Source organism: Streptosporangium roseum DSM 43021 (assembly GCF_000024865.1).
GTDB classification, from domain to species: Bacteria; Actinomycetota; Actinomycetes; order Streptosporangiales; family Streptosporangiaceae; genus Streptosporangium; species Streptosporangium roseum.
This window is the reverse complement of record NC_013595.1, coordinates 8,655,947-8,671,017: the sequence shown is the minus strand read 5'-3', so window position 1 is coordinate 8,671,017 and position 15,071 is coordinate 8,655,947. Positions and strand designations below refer to the sequence as shown.

The following is a 15,071-nucleotide window of genomic DNA, read 5'->3' as shown; positions in this document are numbered from 1 at the left end:
GTGCGGCGGCTGCGCCGGCCAGGGCCCCGTCTCCCCGCAGCCACCAGACCAAGCACCTTCACCCGAAGGACAAAGGCTGTGACGCGGTCCTACTGCTCGCAGGAGCTTTCGGTCTCGGCACTGCAGGTGTCGAAGCCACCGGCGCCGTTGGCGACATCAATGTCGCCCTTGCCGGTCAGGTCGTACGGCTCCGGAGCCTTATCACCGTCAGTCCTTGATGCGCTTCATGGTCAGGTGGGAGTCGACCCGGGAGACCGCGGGCAGCGGCAGGATCTGCTGGGTGAGGAACTTCTCGTACGCGATCTGGTCGGCGACCGCCACGCGGATGTAGTAGTCGGGGCGCCCGAACATGCGCCGGAACTCCACGACCTCCTCCAGTCCCGCGACCCGGGCCTCGAACTCCTCCACGGTCTGCAGGTTGTTGACCGCGATCTCCACCGACACGACCACCTCCAGGGAGCGGCCCAGGGCCGCGGGCGAGATCTGCGCCCGGTAGCCGGCGATGACGCCGGCCTCCTCCAGCCGCTTGACCCGGCGCAGGCACGGGGGCGGCGTCAGCCCCACCCGGCGGGCCAGCTCCACGTTCGGCAGACGCCCGTCCTGAGTCAGATGAAATAATATTTCACGATCAATGCGATCAAGGCTAATGGAATTACTCATAGGCTTTTCCTCTGGCAATTGTTGAAACCATATTATGCGCTATACGCACTAAAATTGCTTCCATGAGTAGAAAGCGCACCAGAGGCGCGTCGCAGGACTTCGCCGCGGCGGCGACCGACACCGCCTCGGTGGGACTGAGCCTGTTCCCCCTGGGGATCAGCTTCGGCATCCTGGTCGTGCACACCGGTCTGGCCTGGTGGTGGGCGCCGGTGTTCACCGCCGTGATCTACGCCGGGTCCCTGGAGTTCCTGCTGCTGGGCCTGGTCGCCACCGTGACCCCGCTGGGACAGATCGCCGTCACGGCACTGCTGGTCAACCTCCGGCACGTCTTCTACGCCCTGTCCTTCCCCCTGGCCCGGGTCCGGCCGCTGGGCCGTCTCTACGCCACCTTCGCCCTCACCGACGAGGCCTACGCCCTGACCACCGGCGACCGCGCCCGCTGCTGGAGCAGCGCCCGCATCCTGTGGATGCAGGTGCTGTGCCAGGGCTACTGGGTCGGCGGCGCCACCGTCGGCGCACTCGCCGGCTCGCTGATCCCGTTCACCCTGCACGGCCTGGACTTCGCGCTGACCGCCCTGTTCGTGGTGCTGACGATCGACGCCTGGCGGGCCCAGCGGGACCTGCCCGCCCCCCTGCTGGCCGCGACCGGTTTCGCCGCCGCCGCGCTCCTGGCCCCCGGGCAGGTGCTGCCGGTCGCGATGGCCCTGTTCACCGCGGGCCTGCTCGTCCGCTACGCCGTGGGCCGCCGCACCACCGCGCCCGTGCCCGGCGGCCCTGACCACGACGACCGCCCCATGCTCGCTCCGGCCGCATCGGCCCGGGAAAGCGCTCCGGCCGCATCGGCCCGGGAAAGGTAGGACCCCACCATGCCCAGCCCGCTCTACCTGGCCGCCGCCGTAGCCCTCAGCGCCGCCGTCACCTGGGGCCTGCGCGCCCTGCCCTTCGCCGTCCTGACTCCGCTGCGCCGCTCGGCCGTCCTGGGCTACCTCGCCATGCGGATGCCCGTCGGCATCATGCTGATCCTGGCCCTGTACACCCTGCGCGACATCCGCCCCACCGCCTGGCCGGCCGTACTGCCCACCGCCCTGGCCCTGGCCGCCGCGATCGGCCTGCACCTGAAAACCCGCAACGCCGTCATCAGCGTCCTGGGCGCCACCGCCCTGCACGTGGTGCTGTCGACCCTGTGGCAGAGCTGAAGCCCCGCCGCGCGGCCGCCCTGCCGTACATTCCCTGCGGGGACGCTTGAAAGCGCCGCCCGGCTGGAGACGGTCCTACCCGGCTTCGCCGACCGGCGGCGCGTCCAAGCCGTGGCCATGTCCTTCACCGTGCGCCCGGCCCGACCGGCCGCCGAATTGCTCCCAGCCCTCAGGTGCGCTGATCGGCCGGCTCAGCGGACCCGGTCGTAGACCATGGCGATCTCGCCCAGCTCGCCGGTCTCCTGGTGTGTGAGCGTCCACTTCGAAGCCGGCAGGCCGTCGTCGAACAGTCGCTGCCCACCCCCGGCGATCTCAGGGAAGATCATGAGGTACAGCCGGTCGAGCAGGTCTGCCGAGAGGAGCGCCTTGATGACGCTCGCGCTGCTGTTGACGAGGATGTCGCCCTCACCGGTGGCCTTGAGGTCGGTGACGACGCCCGCGGCGGGGGCGTTCACCACACGGGTGCGTTCCCACGGCGCTTCGGCCAAGGTGGTCGAGAAGACCACCTTTTCCGTGTCGACCAGCCACTTCGCGTATCCGCGATCACGCGGATCGGCGTTCTCGTCTTCGGCGACCGACGGCCAGTACCCCATGAATCCCTCGGCGTTGAGCCGGCCGAGCAGCGCCGTCGTCGCGCCCTCCCAGATGCGGGTCATGTGGTCTCGCGCGACCTCGGTGGTCACATACGGGGCGAACGCCCCGAAATCGCTGGGCCCGCCGGGACCGTTGTAACGCCCGTCGAGGGTGAGGCTCAGGTTCGCGGTCACCCTGCGGCCGGTCGAGTCGGTCATTTCGTGCTCCTTGTATCGGTGTCGTGCGAGGTGTCGGTGTCGTGCGGGGTATCGGTGTCGTGCGAGTCCGCGGCGAGGGTCGCCGCGAGCTTGTCGAGGCTCTGGCCGAAGCCGATCTCGATGCCTGCGATGAAATCCGCGGAGTCGACTGTGCTGTCGGTGATCCGCCAGCGGACGTCGAGGTCCGTGCCGGTGTCGACGGGCCGGAGGCCGAGGTCGACATGGGCGGTGAAGGCGAGGCCGCCGTCGGGAAGCAGCGGGGAGAGCCGGTAGGCGAGGCGCTCACCGGGGCGTACGTCGTCGACGACTCCCTCCGCGCGCCCGGCGACCAGGTCGGAGCCGTCGACGTCCTCGGCATCGCGGTACTCGTGGACGATCCGCCCGCCCGGTCGCGCCTCGAAGACGACCTCGGAGACGCGGAGGTCGTCGGGCGTCCACCATCGGGCGAGCAGGGAGGCCTCGGTCAGGTGGCGCCAGACCAGCTCGGGGCGTCCCACCAGCGACCGGAGGAAGCTGAACGAGCGGCCGTCGGCCCACCCCGGCTCCTCGGCGGCGAGCCGCTCCGCGTGGAGGCTGAGCCCGTAGCGGTCGTAGGTCTCGCGCGGGCCACCGACCTGGTCCGCGGTGTCGGCGAGCCGGTTGAGCGCAGCCGCCAGGTCCCGCAGGGGGTCGGGCCGGAGTGCGTAGATGCGGCGCTGGCCGGTGCGCTGGGAGACGACGACGCCGGCGCGCTCAAGGGCCTGCAGGTGCTTGGTCGTCTGCGGCTGGCGCGCCTCGGCGAGCCGGGCGAGGGCGCCGACCGAGCGGGGCCGCTCGGCCAACAGGCTCACGAGCCGCCAGCGGGCCGGGTCGGCCAGTGCGGTGAGGAGTGCGTCCATGGAGGCAAGTATTCTCCACGGAGAATATTCGCGTCAAGGAATATATGCGGATCGGTCGGGTGGCGCCGGGACCGGGCGGGCCGGGGCGGGCCGGGTCGTCGGCGGCACCTCCGCGGGCCGGCGGCGGGGATGTGGTCGGATCGCGGCCGGTGCTGACCCTGGCGCACGCGACCGGCCCGGCCGGAGAGGCAGACCTCTTCATGGGCGGGCCTCTTCATGGGCGGGCCTCGCTGCCATGAGGAGATCATCGATCAAACGACAAACAGGCTGGGGGGTGATCTCTTTGTGTGGGAATTGATGCGACTTATACTTTATGTGACTATTTGTTGCAGATAAGCGGGTATCCCCTGCCTGCGCATATAAATACCTCTCCAAAGCGAGGCAAATACTCTTGCTATTTGCCGGAAAGGGGTAGGTGTGCCTGGTAAATGCTCATTCATCATCCTCGGGCCGGCACTTATCGCCTCCCTCGCGCTCCCTCAGAGCTCCGCCGCGGAGGCCCTGGCTGCCCCGTCCCGAGCGAATCCAGAGGTGGCGGCCCCGTCGGCACCGCAAGATCCGTGCGACGACAAGGGGCATGGCTGCCAGCCGGGCATCACTCAGGGCCAGCTCGACGGCCATCGCTGCATTCCTTCCGACCCGCATGGTCACGGAGACTCGGGCCTGCCGGACTTCGGATACGGCTACTCCATAGGTCACGCACAAGGCTGGGCTCACGAGGAGTGTGACGACAGGGGGGAGTGGACGGACGACAACGGCAACGGCTATGACAATGGCAACGACAACGGCTACGACGACGGCAGCGACTATGACAATGGCTACGACAACGGCAATGGCTACGGCAATGGCAACGGTGCCAGCCACGATGGTTGATAGCCAGTACTGCAGCCATGTTCTGTGATTTGCAGTTCGGCCTGTGTCGGATGTGGTGACGTCTGGCGGGCCGGGTGGAGAACTGTCGGCTCGGGGTGTTTCTCGCATGCGCCACGCCACGCGGGCGGGTATTGAACGGATGCCGAGTCGTACCCGCCCAAGTCCTGGTCGGCCGGGATCGCCGCGAGCAGGCCGGCGGGTGGGACGGCGCCGGGAGCTCCGGACCGGCAGGGCCGTACGCCGTCGTGCCGTCAAGGCCGGGGGGAGTGCCGCCGCCGCGGTCCTCGCGATCCACGGCGGCGACGGGTGCGTCAGACGCGCTGCCAGAGAGCCGGCACGTTCGGGGGCTCCCATCCGGCGTAGGCGGTGTGCGCCTGCAGGCACCGGTAGGTCAGGTTGGCGTAGGTGACCTGGTCACCGGCTCGGTAGCTCGCGCCGGCCCTCCAGGTGCCGCTCGGGGGCGGGGTCGTGGTCGGCGTCGGGCTGGGGGACGGCGTGCCGATGATGTTGAGAACGAAGTCGAAGCTCGCCTCCCTTCCCGAGCCGACCGTGCGCACGTTCATGAGCAGCGACGGGTGGAAGATGGTGTCGGTGTTGTTGCGCGGCTCGTTCGGGAAGTAGAGCTGGGTGGTGAGGACCGGCCGGTTCGGGGCCTGGACCTTGACGTGGATGTGCCGGGTGCGGCCCGGATACAGGCCCGGCACGATCGTGGTCAGCTTGAACGCGCCCTGGGCGTCGCTGAACTGGTGCCCGCGGAAGGTGTACCCGGTGTTGTCGTAGGCACCGTTGGTGTCCGCCTGCCAGAAGTCCAGCAGCGCGTTGGCGATCGGCTGGCACGACCGGCCGAAGACGTAGCCGCTGACGGTCAGCGGGACGCCGGGGCCGGTCAGCGTGCTCCGCAGGGGCGAGTTGGGCTTGAAGTAGGGGCCCTCGGTCTGGGCGATCGTCGGGTCGTCGCCGTCGTCGCAGAACGGCGTGGGGTCGAGCAGCTGGCCCGTCCCCTGCGCGTTGCGGGCCAGCGCGGGGGCCCCGAACAGCAGCGGAGCCGCCGGGGCTATCAGGGCGGCCTTCAGCAGGGTCTTGCGGCTGATGCCCCTGGATTCCTTGCCTTCGATGTTGTCGTCGCGGGTGTTCTCGGCGTCCACAATGGCCTCCTTGGCCTCCGGGGGGGACGTGCCTGGATGCAACCTGTCGAACGCGTGCGCCGTCGGTGCGGCCGGTCGGAACCGGCGCCGTGCGACACCGCCGCGGGGAACTGGCCGGAACCCGGCAGCCTGGACTGGAACAAAGCTGACATCGGACAAGAGGGGCGGAATACCCTTCAAGTTTCCATAACTTCGCGATATGGGGTTTTTTGTCGCAACGGTGCAGGTGGAAGCCTGCCGGAGAGGGCCCCATCGCGGCATACCGAATGTCTATGACCTGAATGAAATGGCGTGACCAGCCGCGATGCCGCATGACCGAGGCGTACGGCCTCCACCCGGGCGGAATCCGGAACGTCCGTGCTGACCGGCCAGAATGAGGAACTGGACGACCCGAGGCAGCCGAGAGGTGTTCCGATGACTGGTGACGACGGCAGAACGGGGCGGGGTGGCGTGCCCGCGTCCGGGGAGGTGGCGGAGCGGGCCGGCGCGTCCGCGTCCGGGAAGGTGAGCGCGGGGAGCGCGGCCGGGAAGGCGGGGGCGGGGAGCGCGGCCGGAGAGGGGGCGGAGGTCTTCGTGTCCGTCGCGGAGCGGGTACGGCGCAGCCTGGACGGCTCCTCGCCGGGGGAGCGGCTGGTCGCCCGGACCCTGCTGGCGAGCTACCCCACGGCCGGGCTGGAGACCGCGGCGCGGCTGGCCGAACGCGCGGGGGTGAGCGCGCCGACCGTGGTCCGGTTCGTGGCCCGGCTCGGTTTCGCGGGATACCGGGCGTTCCAGCAGGCGCTGCGGGACGAGATCGAGGCACGGCGGGCCTCGCCGCTCACGCTCGCCCAGCAGCTCGGCGACGGGGTGACCCCGGACTCCCTGCGGGTGTCGGCCGGAGCGATCTTCCGGCAGCGGCTGGACGAGTCGTTCGCGGCGCTGTCCGACCCCGAGCTGGAGGCCGTGCTGGACCTGCTGGCCGACCCCGCGCGCCGGATCGCGATGATCGGCGGCCGGTTCTCGCACATTCTCGCCGAATATCTCGACCTGCACCTGCGGCTGCTGCGGCCGGGCACCCGGGTGCTCGATCCGCGGCCCGAGAGCCTGGCGGCGTTCTCCGTGGACGTCGGGCGGCGTGACGTCATCGTCGTGTTCGACTACCGGCGTTACCAGCGCGACGTCGTCGAGTTCGCCCGCCGCGTGCACGAGAGGGGGGCCAAGGTCGTGCTCTTCACCGACCCGTGGCTGTCTCCCGCGTCGGAGGCCGCCGACCTCGTGATCCCCGTCCGGGTCGAGGCGCCGAGCCCGTTCGACAGCCTGGTTCCGGCGCTCGCCCTGGTGGAGACGGTGGTCGCGGGAGTGATGGCGCGGCTGGGGAAGGAAGGGGAGGAGCGGCTGCGGCAGTGCGAGGAGATCGTGGGTGACGTCACCGTCGACTGACCGTGCCCCCTGGGCTCCCGGGCTCCTGGGCTCCCGGGCTCCCGCGTTTCCGGGCTCCCGGACTCCCGGTTGACGGCGTCTCCGCCGACACGGAAGGGATGTAACAAATATTTCATGAATTCTTGTTGATGGTCTTCGTGAAAGCTATGTTTCATTACCAACGTGCTGGCCGGCGCCGTCGCCGACATCAGGAGGTGCCATGACCGAAGAACTGCGTTCCCCCCGCAAGCTACGCCTGTGGGAAGCGCTGGCCCTGTCCGTGGGGCTCATGGGCCCCACTCTCGCCATGGCCCTGAACGGCGCCGGCGTGTCCGCCACGGTCGGCAAGGCCGTACCGCTCGTCTTCGTCCTCGGCCTGATCGGGGTCGCGCTGGTCGCCTACGGTTTCGTACGGCTGACGCGGCACTTCAACCACGCCGGATCGGTCTACGCCCTGGCCGGGGTGACCCTCGGGCCCCGGGCCGGGTTCTTCGGCGGGTTCGCCCTGCTGGGGACCTACATCTTCTTCGCCGTGTGCACGCTGGCGGCGACCGCGGTGTTCACCGAGGCGTTCGCCGCCGCCCTGGGCCTGTCCCTGGACGTCCCGTGGTTCGCCGTGGCCGCAGTCGCGGCCGTCGGCGTCTGGGCGGTCAACTCCCGCGAGTCCCGCATCACGGCGCGGACCCTGCTGATCGTCGAGGGCGTCGGCATCCTCGGCATGCTGGTGCTCAGCGCCATCATCGTCATCCGCACCGGGACCGGGCACGCGCCCGGCGGGCAGACGCTCGACCTGTCGGTGTTCGGGCTGGGCGGCACCACGATGAGCGCGGTGATGACCGCCACGGTGTTCGCGTTCCTGTCCTGGGCGGGCTTCGAGGCGTGCGCGTCGCTGGGCGAGGAGACCGCCGACCCGCGCCGCAACGTCCCGCGCGCCCTGGCCGGAAGCGTGCTGCTCACCGGCGGCCTGTACGTCTTCGTGATGTTCGCCCAGACCGTCGGCTTCGGCACGGACGAGAAGGGGGTCGCCGCCTTCTCCGGCTCCGAGTCCTCCCTGTCGGCGCTCGCGCAGACCTACATCGGCACGTGGTTCTCGCTGGTCATCGCCTTCACCGCGGTGGCGTCGGCGTTCGCGGCCTCGATCAGCTCGACCGCGGCGGCGAGCCGGCTCATGTTCGCCCTCGCCCGGGACGGCTTCGGCCCGAAGGCCCTCGCCCGCACCGACCGCCGTACCGGGAGCCCCACGGTCGCGCTGGTGGCCGCGCTGGTCCTCGCCGTGGCCGGCGACGTGATCCTCGACCTCACCGGCGTCCACGCCTTCGACGCCTACTACTGGTTCGCCACGCTCGGCGTGCTGTGCCTGCTGGTGGCCTACGCGGTCGCCGGGGCGGGCGTGATCGCGTTCATCCTCTCCGGGCGCGGCCGGATCCCCCGGCACGAGATCGTGATCCCGGTGCTCGCCATCGCCTACCTGTGCTTCGTCTTCTACAACCAGTCGGTGGGACAGGCCAGCCCGCTCAGCTACTTCCCGTGGATCGCCGCCGCCTGGTGCCTGGCGGGCATGGTGACCGTACTGGCCGCGCCGAAGCTGGCACGCCGGATCGGCGAGCGCCTGACCGCCGAGCTGACCCGGCCCGACGACCCCGCCGGTACGAGTCCCACCCCTGAGGCCCGGAAGGCGGCCCAGGCATGACGTCGTCCCCGTCCGAGGAGCAGCACTCCGCCATGACCACAGCGCCCACCGTCTACGTCGCCACCTGCGACCTGGCCGCCCAGCTCCGCGGCCGTGCCGTGCCCGCCTCCCGCGAGGAGGCGCTGCTGCGGAGCGGTACCGGCTGGGTCCCCGCCGACCTGGCGATCACCGGCTTCGGGCCGATCGCCGACAACGTGTTCGGCTCCACGGGCGACCTGCGGCTCATGCCCGACCCTGCCACCCGCGTCGACATCCCCGCCGACGGCGGCCTGCCGGGCACGCGGCTGTACCTGGCGGACCAGACGCTGCCCGACGGCACCCCCTGGGAGTGCTGCCCGCGGAGGTTCCTCACCACGGCCCTCGAAGAGCTCCGCGCCGAGCTCGGCGTCACCGTGATCGCCTCGTTCGAGCACGAGTTCACCCTGGCGGGCACTGCGCCCTCGCCGCCCTTCTCCTTCGAGAGGTACCGCACCGCCGAACCCTTCGGCTCCGACCTGGTGACCCTCCTGGAGCAGGCCGGGTTCGCCCCCGAGACGTGGCTGCCGGAGTACGGCGACGCCCAGCACGAGATCACGCTCAGCCCGGCGGAGGGCCTCGTCGCCGCCGACCGGGCCGTGCTGCTGCGCGAGCTGGTCCGCGACCTCGCCCGGCGGCGCGGGCTGCGGGCCTGCTTCGCCCCGCTCCTCGACCCGGCGGGCACCGGCAACGGCGTCCACATCCACCTGTCGTTCCGCGACGCCGACGGAAACCCGGCCCTCCACGACCCGTCCCGGCCGGGCGGGCTGTCGGAGCTGGGGACGCGGTTCTCCGCGGGCATTCTGCGCCACGCCCCCGCGCTGACCGCCGTGACGGCCGCGAGCCCGGTGTCCTTCCTGCGCCTGACCCCGCACCGCTGGAGCGCCGGCGGGGCCTTCCTCGCCGAACGCAACCGGGAGGCCATGCTCCGCATCTGCCCGGGGACCGGACCGGACGCCGGCGCCCAGCTCAACCTCGAATACCGGGCCGCGGACGCGACCGCCAACCCCTGGCTCGCGCTCGGCGTCCTGCTCAGGGCGGGACTGGAGGGGATCCGGCGCGGATACCCCGAGCCCGTCGTCTGGCCGGAGTCGGTCACCGAGGCGGAGCTCGCGGCGGTGCCGCCGCTCCCGAAGTCGCAGGAGGAGGCGCTGAACGAGCTGGAGAAGGACGACGTCGTCGGCGGCTTCTTCGCCCCCGACCTGCTGACCACCTATCTCGCGGTCAGGCGGGCGGAACTGGCCGCCCTGGCCGGGCTGGACGACGCCGAGTGCTGCCGGAGGATCGCCGATGTCCACTGAGCCCTCCGTCCCGCTGGAGCGGGCGATCGAGGAGATCCCGCTGGTGGACCACCACGTTCACGGGGCCCTGGCCGCAGACGTGTCGCGGCGCGGGTTCGAGGAGCTGATCACCGAGTCCGACCGGCCGGTGCCCGCCTGGATGACCCAGTTCGACTCCCAGATCGGGTTCGCCATCCTGCGGCACTGCGCGCCCGTGCTCGGCCTCGACCCGCATCCGGACCCCGAGACCTATCTCGCCCGCCGTACCGAGCTCGGCACCGAGGAGGTCAACAGGCGCCTGCTCACCGCCGGCGGGATCGGCCACTTCCTGGTGGAGACGGGCTACCGGGGGGACGAGATCCTCGACCCGGCGCGGATGGCCGCCGTCACCGGCAGGCCCGCCGACGAGGTCGTCCGGCTGGAGGCGATCGCCGAGCGGGTCGCCGCCGAGGGGACCGGTGCCGCCGGATTCGCCGCCGCCTTCGAGGCGGCCCTCTGGGAGCACAGCCGTACGGCGCGCGGGCTGAAGACGATCGTCGCCTACCGCCACGGGCTCGACTTCGACCCCAGCCCGCCCACCCCGGACGAGGTGACGGCGGCGGCCGGCCGCTGGCTGCGGACCGCCGAGCGGAGCGGGAACGTCCGGGTCGACGACCCGGTGCTGCTGCGCCACCTCATCTGGAAGGGCGTCGAGCGGGGCCTGCCGCTGCAGTTCCACATCGGGTACGGCGATCCCGACGTCGACCTCCACCGCTCCGACCCGCTGCTGATGCGGGGGTTCATCGAGCTTGCCGAGCCCCGGGCCGTCCCGCTGCTCCTGCTGCACTGCTACCCGTTCCACCGCAACGCCGGATTCCTCGCCCAGGTCTATCCGAACGTCTACTTCGACGTCGGGCTGGGGGTGAACTACACCGGGGCGCGCAGCGTGGCCGTCGTGGCCGAGAGCCTGGAGCTGGCACCGTTCGCCAAGATCCTCTTCTCCTCGGACGCCTGGGGCCCCGCGGAGCTGCACCACCTGGGCGCCCTGCTCTGGCGGCGGGCGATGACCCGGGTCCTGTCGGGCTTCGTCGCGGACGGGGAGTGGAGCGAGTCCCAGGCGGTGCGGGTCGCCACGATGATCGGCGCGGAGAACGCCCGCCGCGTCTACGGCCTCGGGGAGGACGCATGACCGGCGTCCACGGCCGCGACACGAGGGCAGACCTCCACGCCCACGACACGAGGGCAGACCTCCACGCCCGCGACACGAGGGGAGAGTGGGTGACCGGCATCCACGAGCGGCTCCGCGCCGCGCTCCACGCCGAACTGCCCGCCGCCTACGACCTGCGGCGTGAGCTGCACGCCGAACCATGCGTGTCCGGTATGGAGGAGCCGACGCTCAAACGGATGCTGGACGCGCTGCCCGCGGGTGCCGCGGTGGAGCGGGTGGCCCAGACCGGCGCGCTCGTCCGCGTCGGCGGCGACGGCCCGGCCGTCGGGGTACGCGGCGAGCTGGACGCCCTGCCGATCGTGGAGGAGACGGGTGTCTCCTGGGCCGCGCGCAACGGCGCCATGCACGCCTGCGGCCACGACGTCCACCTCGCCGCGCTGGCCGCGCTGGCCGGGGCGGTCGAGCGGGTGGGCGCGCCCGTGCCGATGGTCGCGGTGCTGCAGCCGCGCGAGGAGACCTACCCTTCCGGAGCCCTCGACATCGTCGAGTCCGGCGCGCTCGACCGGCACCGGATCGGCGCGATGGTCGCCGCGCACGTCCAGCCGGTGCTGGCCGCCGGAGAGACGGCCTGCACCCCCGGCGCGGTCAACGCCTCCGCCGACGAGTTCACGCTGATCGTGCGGGGTGAGGGTGGGCACGCCGCCTACCCTCAGCTCTCCCGCGACCCGGTCCTGGCGCTCGCCCAGATCATCGTGGCCGCCCAGCAGCTCGTCAGCCGCGACTCCGACCCGATGACGCCGACCGTGGTCACCTTCGGGACGGTGTCCGCGGGCACCGCCCCCAACGCCACCCCGGCCGACGCCGTCGCCCGGGGCACCCTCCGCACGATGTCGGAGGCCTGGCGCGGCCAGCTCCACGACCGGTTCCGGGTGATCGCCGACGGGGTCGCCCGCGCCCACGGCTGCGAGGCCGAGGTGCTCATCGCGCGCGGGGAGCCGGTGCTCGTCAACGACACCCGCCTCGCCGAGGAGACCGCCCGGCTGCTCTCCTCCGCCGCTCATCACGCGCCCGCCACCCTGCGATCCTGCGGGGCCGACGACTTCGCCTACTACGCGTCGGCCGTACCGTCGCTGATGCTGTTCGTGGGCACCGACACGTCGTCGGGCCTGCACAGCCCGGGGTTCCTGCCGGGGGACGAGACGGTGGCGGCGGTCGCCGAGAGCCTGCTGGCCGCCTACCTCGCCGCCGCGCGCCTGATCGGCGCCACCGGCCGCTGAGCCCCGGCGTCGTCACCGGATCCCGATGTGCACGGTGCCGCCCTTGGGATCGACCGCGGAGAGGATGTCCGTCGGGACGCGGAACACCCGGCCGGGGGCCGCCGGCCACCACAGGCGCCTGCGGGCGACGACCTTCCCGCCCTGCCGCAGGACGACCTGCGGGAACGGGATGTAACGGTCGCTCCACAGCAGCAGGCGGCGCCGGGAGGGGACGGGGTCGCCGGGACGCAGGATCTCCGGCGACACCCACCGGAAGGGCGCGTCGGCGACGAGACGCACCTGCCCGGCCGGCACGCGCTCGCCGTTCAGCCACGCGATGACGGAACGGGCCACGTGGGCGCCGTCGATCGCCGCGATGTCAGCGGTGTCGACCGGGTGCAGCATGTTGCCCACGGCGAACACGCCGGGCCGGTCCGTACGGAGCGCGCTGTCGACCAGCGGGCCCTTCGTACCGGGGTCCAGGGTGATCCCCGCGGCACGCGCGAGCTCGTGGTCGGGGATCCAGTCGCCGGTGAGGATGAGCGTGTCGCACTCGACGACCCGTCGCTCACCGGTGTCGACGTTCTCGACCTCGACCGCTTCGAGCGCCGGCCGGCCGATGATCCTCGTCACGCGGGTGCGGGTGGCGACCCTGGTCCGGAAGAGGATCCTGCCGGGGACGGAGAACAGAGCGTAGGAGTCCGGACGGGGATACTCGGTGGTCATCAGGACGGTCCTGCAGCCGGCTTCGCGCAGGGTCAGCGCGGCCGACCAGCTGACCAGCTCCGCGCCGACGATGACGGCCCTCTTGCCGACCTTCCCGTGCCGCAGGTGGACGAGGTTCTGCAGGTGCCCGGTGGTGTAGACGCCGCGGGCGCGGTCGCCGGGAATGAGGCGGGCGGGGCGCGGGCGCTCACGGGCGCCGGTGGCCAGGACGACGGCCCGCGCCTCGACCCGGATGCGGCCCTGAGGGGTGGTGGCCTCGATCGCGTGGTCACCGGCCCAGCCCGTCACGGTGGCGTCCGTACGGATCGTCGCACCGGCGGCTTCGGCCTGCTCGACGAGCCTCCGGGCGTAGGCGGGCCCGCTCATGAAGCGTCGCATGTCCCTGATCCCGTAGCCGGGATGGTCGCTGTGCCGGGGGATGCCCCCGGCCGTGCTCTCCCGGTCGAGGACGAGGACGCCGCCGCCGAGCCTCGGCGCGAGCTCGCGGGCGGCGCTCAGCCCGGACGGTCCCGCGCCGACGATGACGACGTCCGGGGTGAGGGTGGTGATGTCGGTTGTCATCGCTGTGCCTCCGGCGACGGGTGGCGCTGTTCACAGGCGCTCCCGCCCTTGGTGTCCATCAGTTTCCCGACCTCGGCGCCGCAGAAGAATCCCTGGCAGCGCCCGTTCATCGCCCGGGTGCGGCGGCGGAGCCCTTCCAGGCCGGCCGGGGGGATCGGCGACCGGAAGGTGTCGCGGATCTCGCCGGCGGTCACCCTCTCGCAGAAGCAGACCACCCTGCCGTAGGCGGGGTCGCCGGCGATCCGGGCGGCGTCCTGGTACGGGCGGAGGTAGGCCTCCCCGAGGTTGGGCATGTGCGGCGGCTCCGGCAGGTCCTCCCGTGGCGTGAGCGCCAGGCCGGCGTCCCCGATCAGCTCGGCGACGTGCTCGCCGACGGCGATGCCGGAGGTGAGGCCGGTCGAGCGGATCCCGCCGACCAGGACGTAGCGTCGCCCCGCGTCGGCCTCGATGAGGTAGTCCGGGTGGTCGCTCGCCGCCCGCAGACCGGCGTAGGTCGCCGTGACCTCCTCCCGCAGGAGGTCGGGCATCAGCTTCTCCCCCTTGCCCAGCAGGAACTCCAGCCCCTTCTCCGAGGTGCCGGTGTCGGTGCGGTCGGTGAGGTCCTCGGCGGTGGGGCCGAGCAGGACGTTGCCGTAGACGGTGGGACTGATCAGGACACCCTTGCCCCGTGAGGTGGGCACGGGCAGGATGATCCTGTCGACCAGCGGGCGGGCGAGCTTGTCGTAGACCAGCAGCTCGCCGCGGCGCGGCGTGACGGTGAAACGGTCGTGGCCGAACAGCCGGTCGATGACGTCGGCGCCGAGTCCGGCCGCGTTGACGACCCAGCGGGCGTTCACCTCCCCGCCGGAGGTGCGCAGCGCGGTGCGGTCGCCGCGGTCCTCGACCGACTGCACCCTCCGGTTCAGCAGCAGCGTCACGCCGCGCAGGACGGCCTCCGTGGCCAGGGCGAGGTTGGTGGTCCAGGTGCAGATGATGGACTCGTCGGGAACGGTCAGCCCGCCCAGAGCCCCTTCCCCGAGGTGGGGGACCTGCTGGTACACCTCGTCACGGCCGACGATCCGCGTCTTGCCGTACCCGTTCCGCTCCGCCTTCTCCTTCAGGGCCGGCAGAGCGTCGAGCTCCTCCCCGGTCCAGGCCACCAGCAGGGCCCCGGTGCGCTCGACCGGGATGCCGGTCCGCTCCGCGTAGTCGGAGAGCAGGTGGTAGCCCTCGCGGACCAGGCGGGATTCGAGCGTGCCGGGTTTCGCGTCGAAACCGGTGTGCAGAATGGCGGTGTTCGCCTTGCTCGTGCCGTCGCCGACGTCGTCGCGCGCGTCCAGCAGCGCGACGCTCAGCTCGTATCCGGCCAGCTTGCGGGCGATGGCCGAGCCGACGATGCCGGCACCGATCACCGCCACGTCGAACGTGGTGCCCATCGTCCCCCTCGTGGTGCTCACCGCCGTTTCCCCCGTGGTG

14 protein-coding genes are annotated in these 15,071 nt (G+C 71.7%); 8 read left to right on the top strand and 6 right to left on the bottom strand.

Going from position 1 to position 15,071, the window contains the following annotated elements; genetic code table 11:
• Positions 1 to 207 precede the first annotated feature (207 nt).
• Positions 208 to 660 (bottom strand): Lrp/AsnC family transcriptional regulator, encoded by a 453-nt coding sequence (locus SROS_RS37895; protein WP_012894253.1) that lies wholly within the window; start codon positions 658 to 660, stop codon positions 208 to 210.
• A gap of 62 nt (positions 661 to 722) precedes the next feature.
• On the opposite strand from SROS_RS37895, the gene SROS_RS37890 reads away from it, so the two are divergent.
• Positions 723 to 1,517, top strand: a complete 795-nt coding sequence (locus SROS_RS37890) for an AzlC family ABC transporter permease (RefSeq protein WP_012894252.1) — start codon at positions 723 to 725, stop codon at positions 1,515 to 1,517.
• Positions 1,518 to 1,526: 9 nt separating this feature from the next.
• Positions 1,527 to 1,856 carry a branched-chain amino acid transporter permease gene (locus SROS_RS37885; RefSeq protein ID WP_012894251.1) on the top strand — a complete coding sequence of 110 codons (330 nt, stop codon included), beginning with the start codon at positions 1,527 to 1,529 and terminating at the stop codon, positions 1,854 to 1,856.
• Between the two features lie 191 nt (positions 1,857 to 2,047).
• Here SROS_RS37885 and SROS_RS37880 read toward each other — a convergent pair whose 3' ends face one another.
• Entirely contained in the window at positions 2,048 to 2,647 is a 600-nt protein-coding gene (locus SROS_RS37880; protein ID WP_012894250.1) for a dihydrofolate reductase family protein, read from the bottom strand.
• On the bottom strand, positions 2,644 to 3,525 hold the full coding sequence (locus tag SROS_RS37875; protein WP_012894249.1) for a metalloregulator ArsR/SmtB family transcription factor: 882 nt from the start codon (positions 3,523 to 3,525) through the stop codon (positions 2,644 to 2,646). Before SROS_RS37875 ends, SROS_RS37880 begins: the two co-directional genes overlap by 4 nt.
• Positions 3,526 to 4,056: 531 nt before the next feature.
• On the opposite strand from SROS_RS37875, the gene SROS_RS50350 reads away from it, so the two are divergent.
• Positions 4,057 to 4,398 (top strand): hypothetical protein, encoded by a 342-nt coding sequence (locus tag SROS_RS50350; protein ID WP_148269329.1) that lies wholly within the window; start codon positions 4,057 to 4,059, stop codon positions 4,396 to 4,398.
• Between the two features lie 311 nt (positions 4,399 to 4,709).
• Here the strand turns inward: SROS_RS50350 and SROS_RS37870 are convergent, their stop codons facing one another.
• Entirely contained in the window at positions 4,710 to 5,543 is an 834-nt protein-coding gene (locus SROS_RS37870; protein ID WP_012894247.1) for a dioxygenase family protein, read from the bottom strand.
• Between the two features lie 414 nt (positions 5,544 to 5,957).
• Here SROS_RS37870 and SROS_RS37865 point away from each other — a divergent pair, with 414 nt between their 5' ends.
• From SROS_RS37865 to SROS_RS37845, 5 genes are all read left to right on the top strand, one after another.
• The gene (locus SROS_RS37865) at positions 5,958 to 6,962 is read left to right on the top strand and encodes a MurR/RpiR family transcriptional regulator (protein ID WP_012894246.1); all 1,005 of its coding nucleotides are present in this window, start codon (positions 5,958 to 5,960) and stop codon (positions 6,960 to 6,962) included.
• A 199-nt stretch (positions 6,963 to 7,161) separates the two neighbouring features.
• Positions 7,162 to 8,631, top strand: coding sequence for an APC family permease (locus tag SROS_RS37860; RefSeq protein WP_012894245.1), 1,470 nt, complete (start codon positions 7,162 to 7,164; stop codon positions 8,629 to 8,631).
• Entirely contained in the window at positions 8,628 to 9,947 is a 1,320-nt protein-coding gene (locus tag SROS_RS37855; protein WP_012894244.1) for a glutamine synthetase family protein, read from the top strand. Before SROS_RS37860 ends, SROS_RS37855 begins: the two co-directional genes overlap by 4 nt.
• Positions 9,937 to 11,094, top strand: coding sequence for an amidohydrolase family protein (locus tag SROS_RS37850; protein WP_012894243.1), 1,158 nt, complete (start codon positions 9,937 to 9,939; stop codon positions 11,092 to 11,094). Before SROS_RS37855 ends, SROS_RS37850 begins: the two co-directional genes overlap by 11 nt.
• On the top strand, positions 11,091 to 12,350 hold the full coding sequence (locus SROS_RS37845; RefSeq protein WP_012894242.1) for a M20 metallopeptidase family protein: 1,260 nt from the start codon (positions 11,091 to 11,093) through the stop codon (positions 12,348 to 12,350). The genes SROS_RS37850 and SROS_RS37845 overlap by 4 nt, the downstream gene beginning before the upstream one ends.
• Positions 12,351 to 12,362: 12 nt before the next feature.
• Here the strand turns inward: SROS_RS37845 and SROS_RS37840 are convergent, their stop codons facing one another.
• Both SROS_RS37840 and SROS_RS37835 read right to left on the bottom strand, forming a co-directional pair.
• A complete protein-coding gene (locus SROS_RS37840; RefSeq protein ID WP_012894241.1) occupies positions 12,363 to 13,616 on the bottom strand; it encodes an NAD(P)/FAD-dependent oxidoreductase in 1,254 nt (417 codons plus the stop codon).
• Positions 13,613 to 15,052 (bottom strand): NAD(P)/FAD-dependent oxidoreductase, encoded by a 1,440-nt coding sequence (locus SROS_RS37835; protein ID WP_245564430.1) that lies wholly within the window; start codon positions 15,050 to 15,052, stop codon positions 13,613 to 13,615. The genes SROS_RS37840 and SROS_RS37835 overlap by 4 nt, the downstream gene beginning before the upstream one ends.
• Between the last annotated feature and the right edge of the window lie 19 nt (positions 15,053 to 15,071).

Coding starts and splice junctions, on each gene's coding strand:
- SROS_RS37895 (WP_012894253.1), bottom strand. CDS start 660: ATGAGTAATTCCATTAGCCTTGATCGCATTGATCGTGAAATATTATTT.
- SROS_RS37890 (WP_012894252.1), top strand. CDS start 723: ATGAGTAGAAAGCGCACCAGAGGCGCGTCGCAGGACTTCGCCGCGGCG.
- SROS_RS37885 (WP_012894251.1), top strand. CDS start 1,527: ATGCCCAGCCCGCTCTACCTGGCCGCCGCCGTAGCCCTCAGCGCCGCC.
- SROS_RS37880 (WP_012894250.1), bottom strand. CDS start 2,647: ATGACCGACTCGACCGGCCGCAGGGTGACCGCGAACCTGAGCCTCACC.
- SROS_RS37875 (WP_012894249.1), bottom strand. CDS start 3,525: ATGGACGCACTCCTCACCGCACTGGCCGACCCGGCCCGCTGGCGGCTC.
- SROS_RS37865 (WP_012894246.1), top strand. CDS start 5,958: ATGACTGGTGACGACGGCAGAACGGGGCGGGGTGGCGTGCCCGCGTCC.
- SROS_RS37860 (WP_012894245.1), top strand. CDS start 7,162: ATGACCGAAGAACTGCGTTCCCCCCGCAAGCTACGCCTGTGGGAAGCG.
- SROS_RS37855 (WP_012894244.1), top strand. CDS start 8,628: ATGACGTCGTCCCCGTCCGAGGAGCAGCACTCCGCCATGACCACAGCG.
- SROS_RS37850 (WP_012894243.1), top strand. CDS start 9,937: ATGTCCACTGAGCCCTCCGTCCCGCTGGAGCGGGCGATCGAGGAGATC.
- SROS_RS37845 (WP_012894242.1), top strand. CDS start 11,091: ATGACCGGCGTCCACGGCCGCGACACGAGGGCAGACCTCCACGCCCAC.
- SROS_RS37840 (WP_012894241.1), bottom strand. CDS start 13,616: ATGACAACCGACATCACCACCCTCACCCCGGACGTCGTCATCGTCGGC.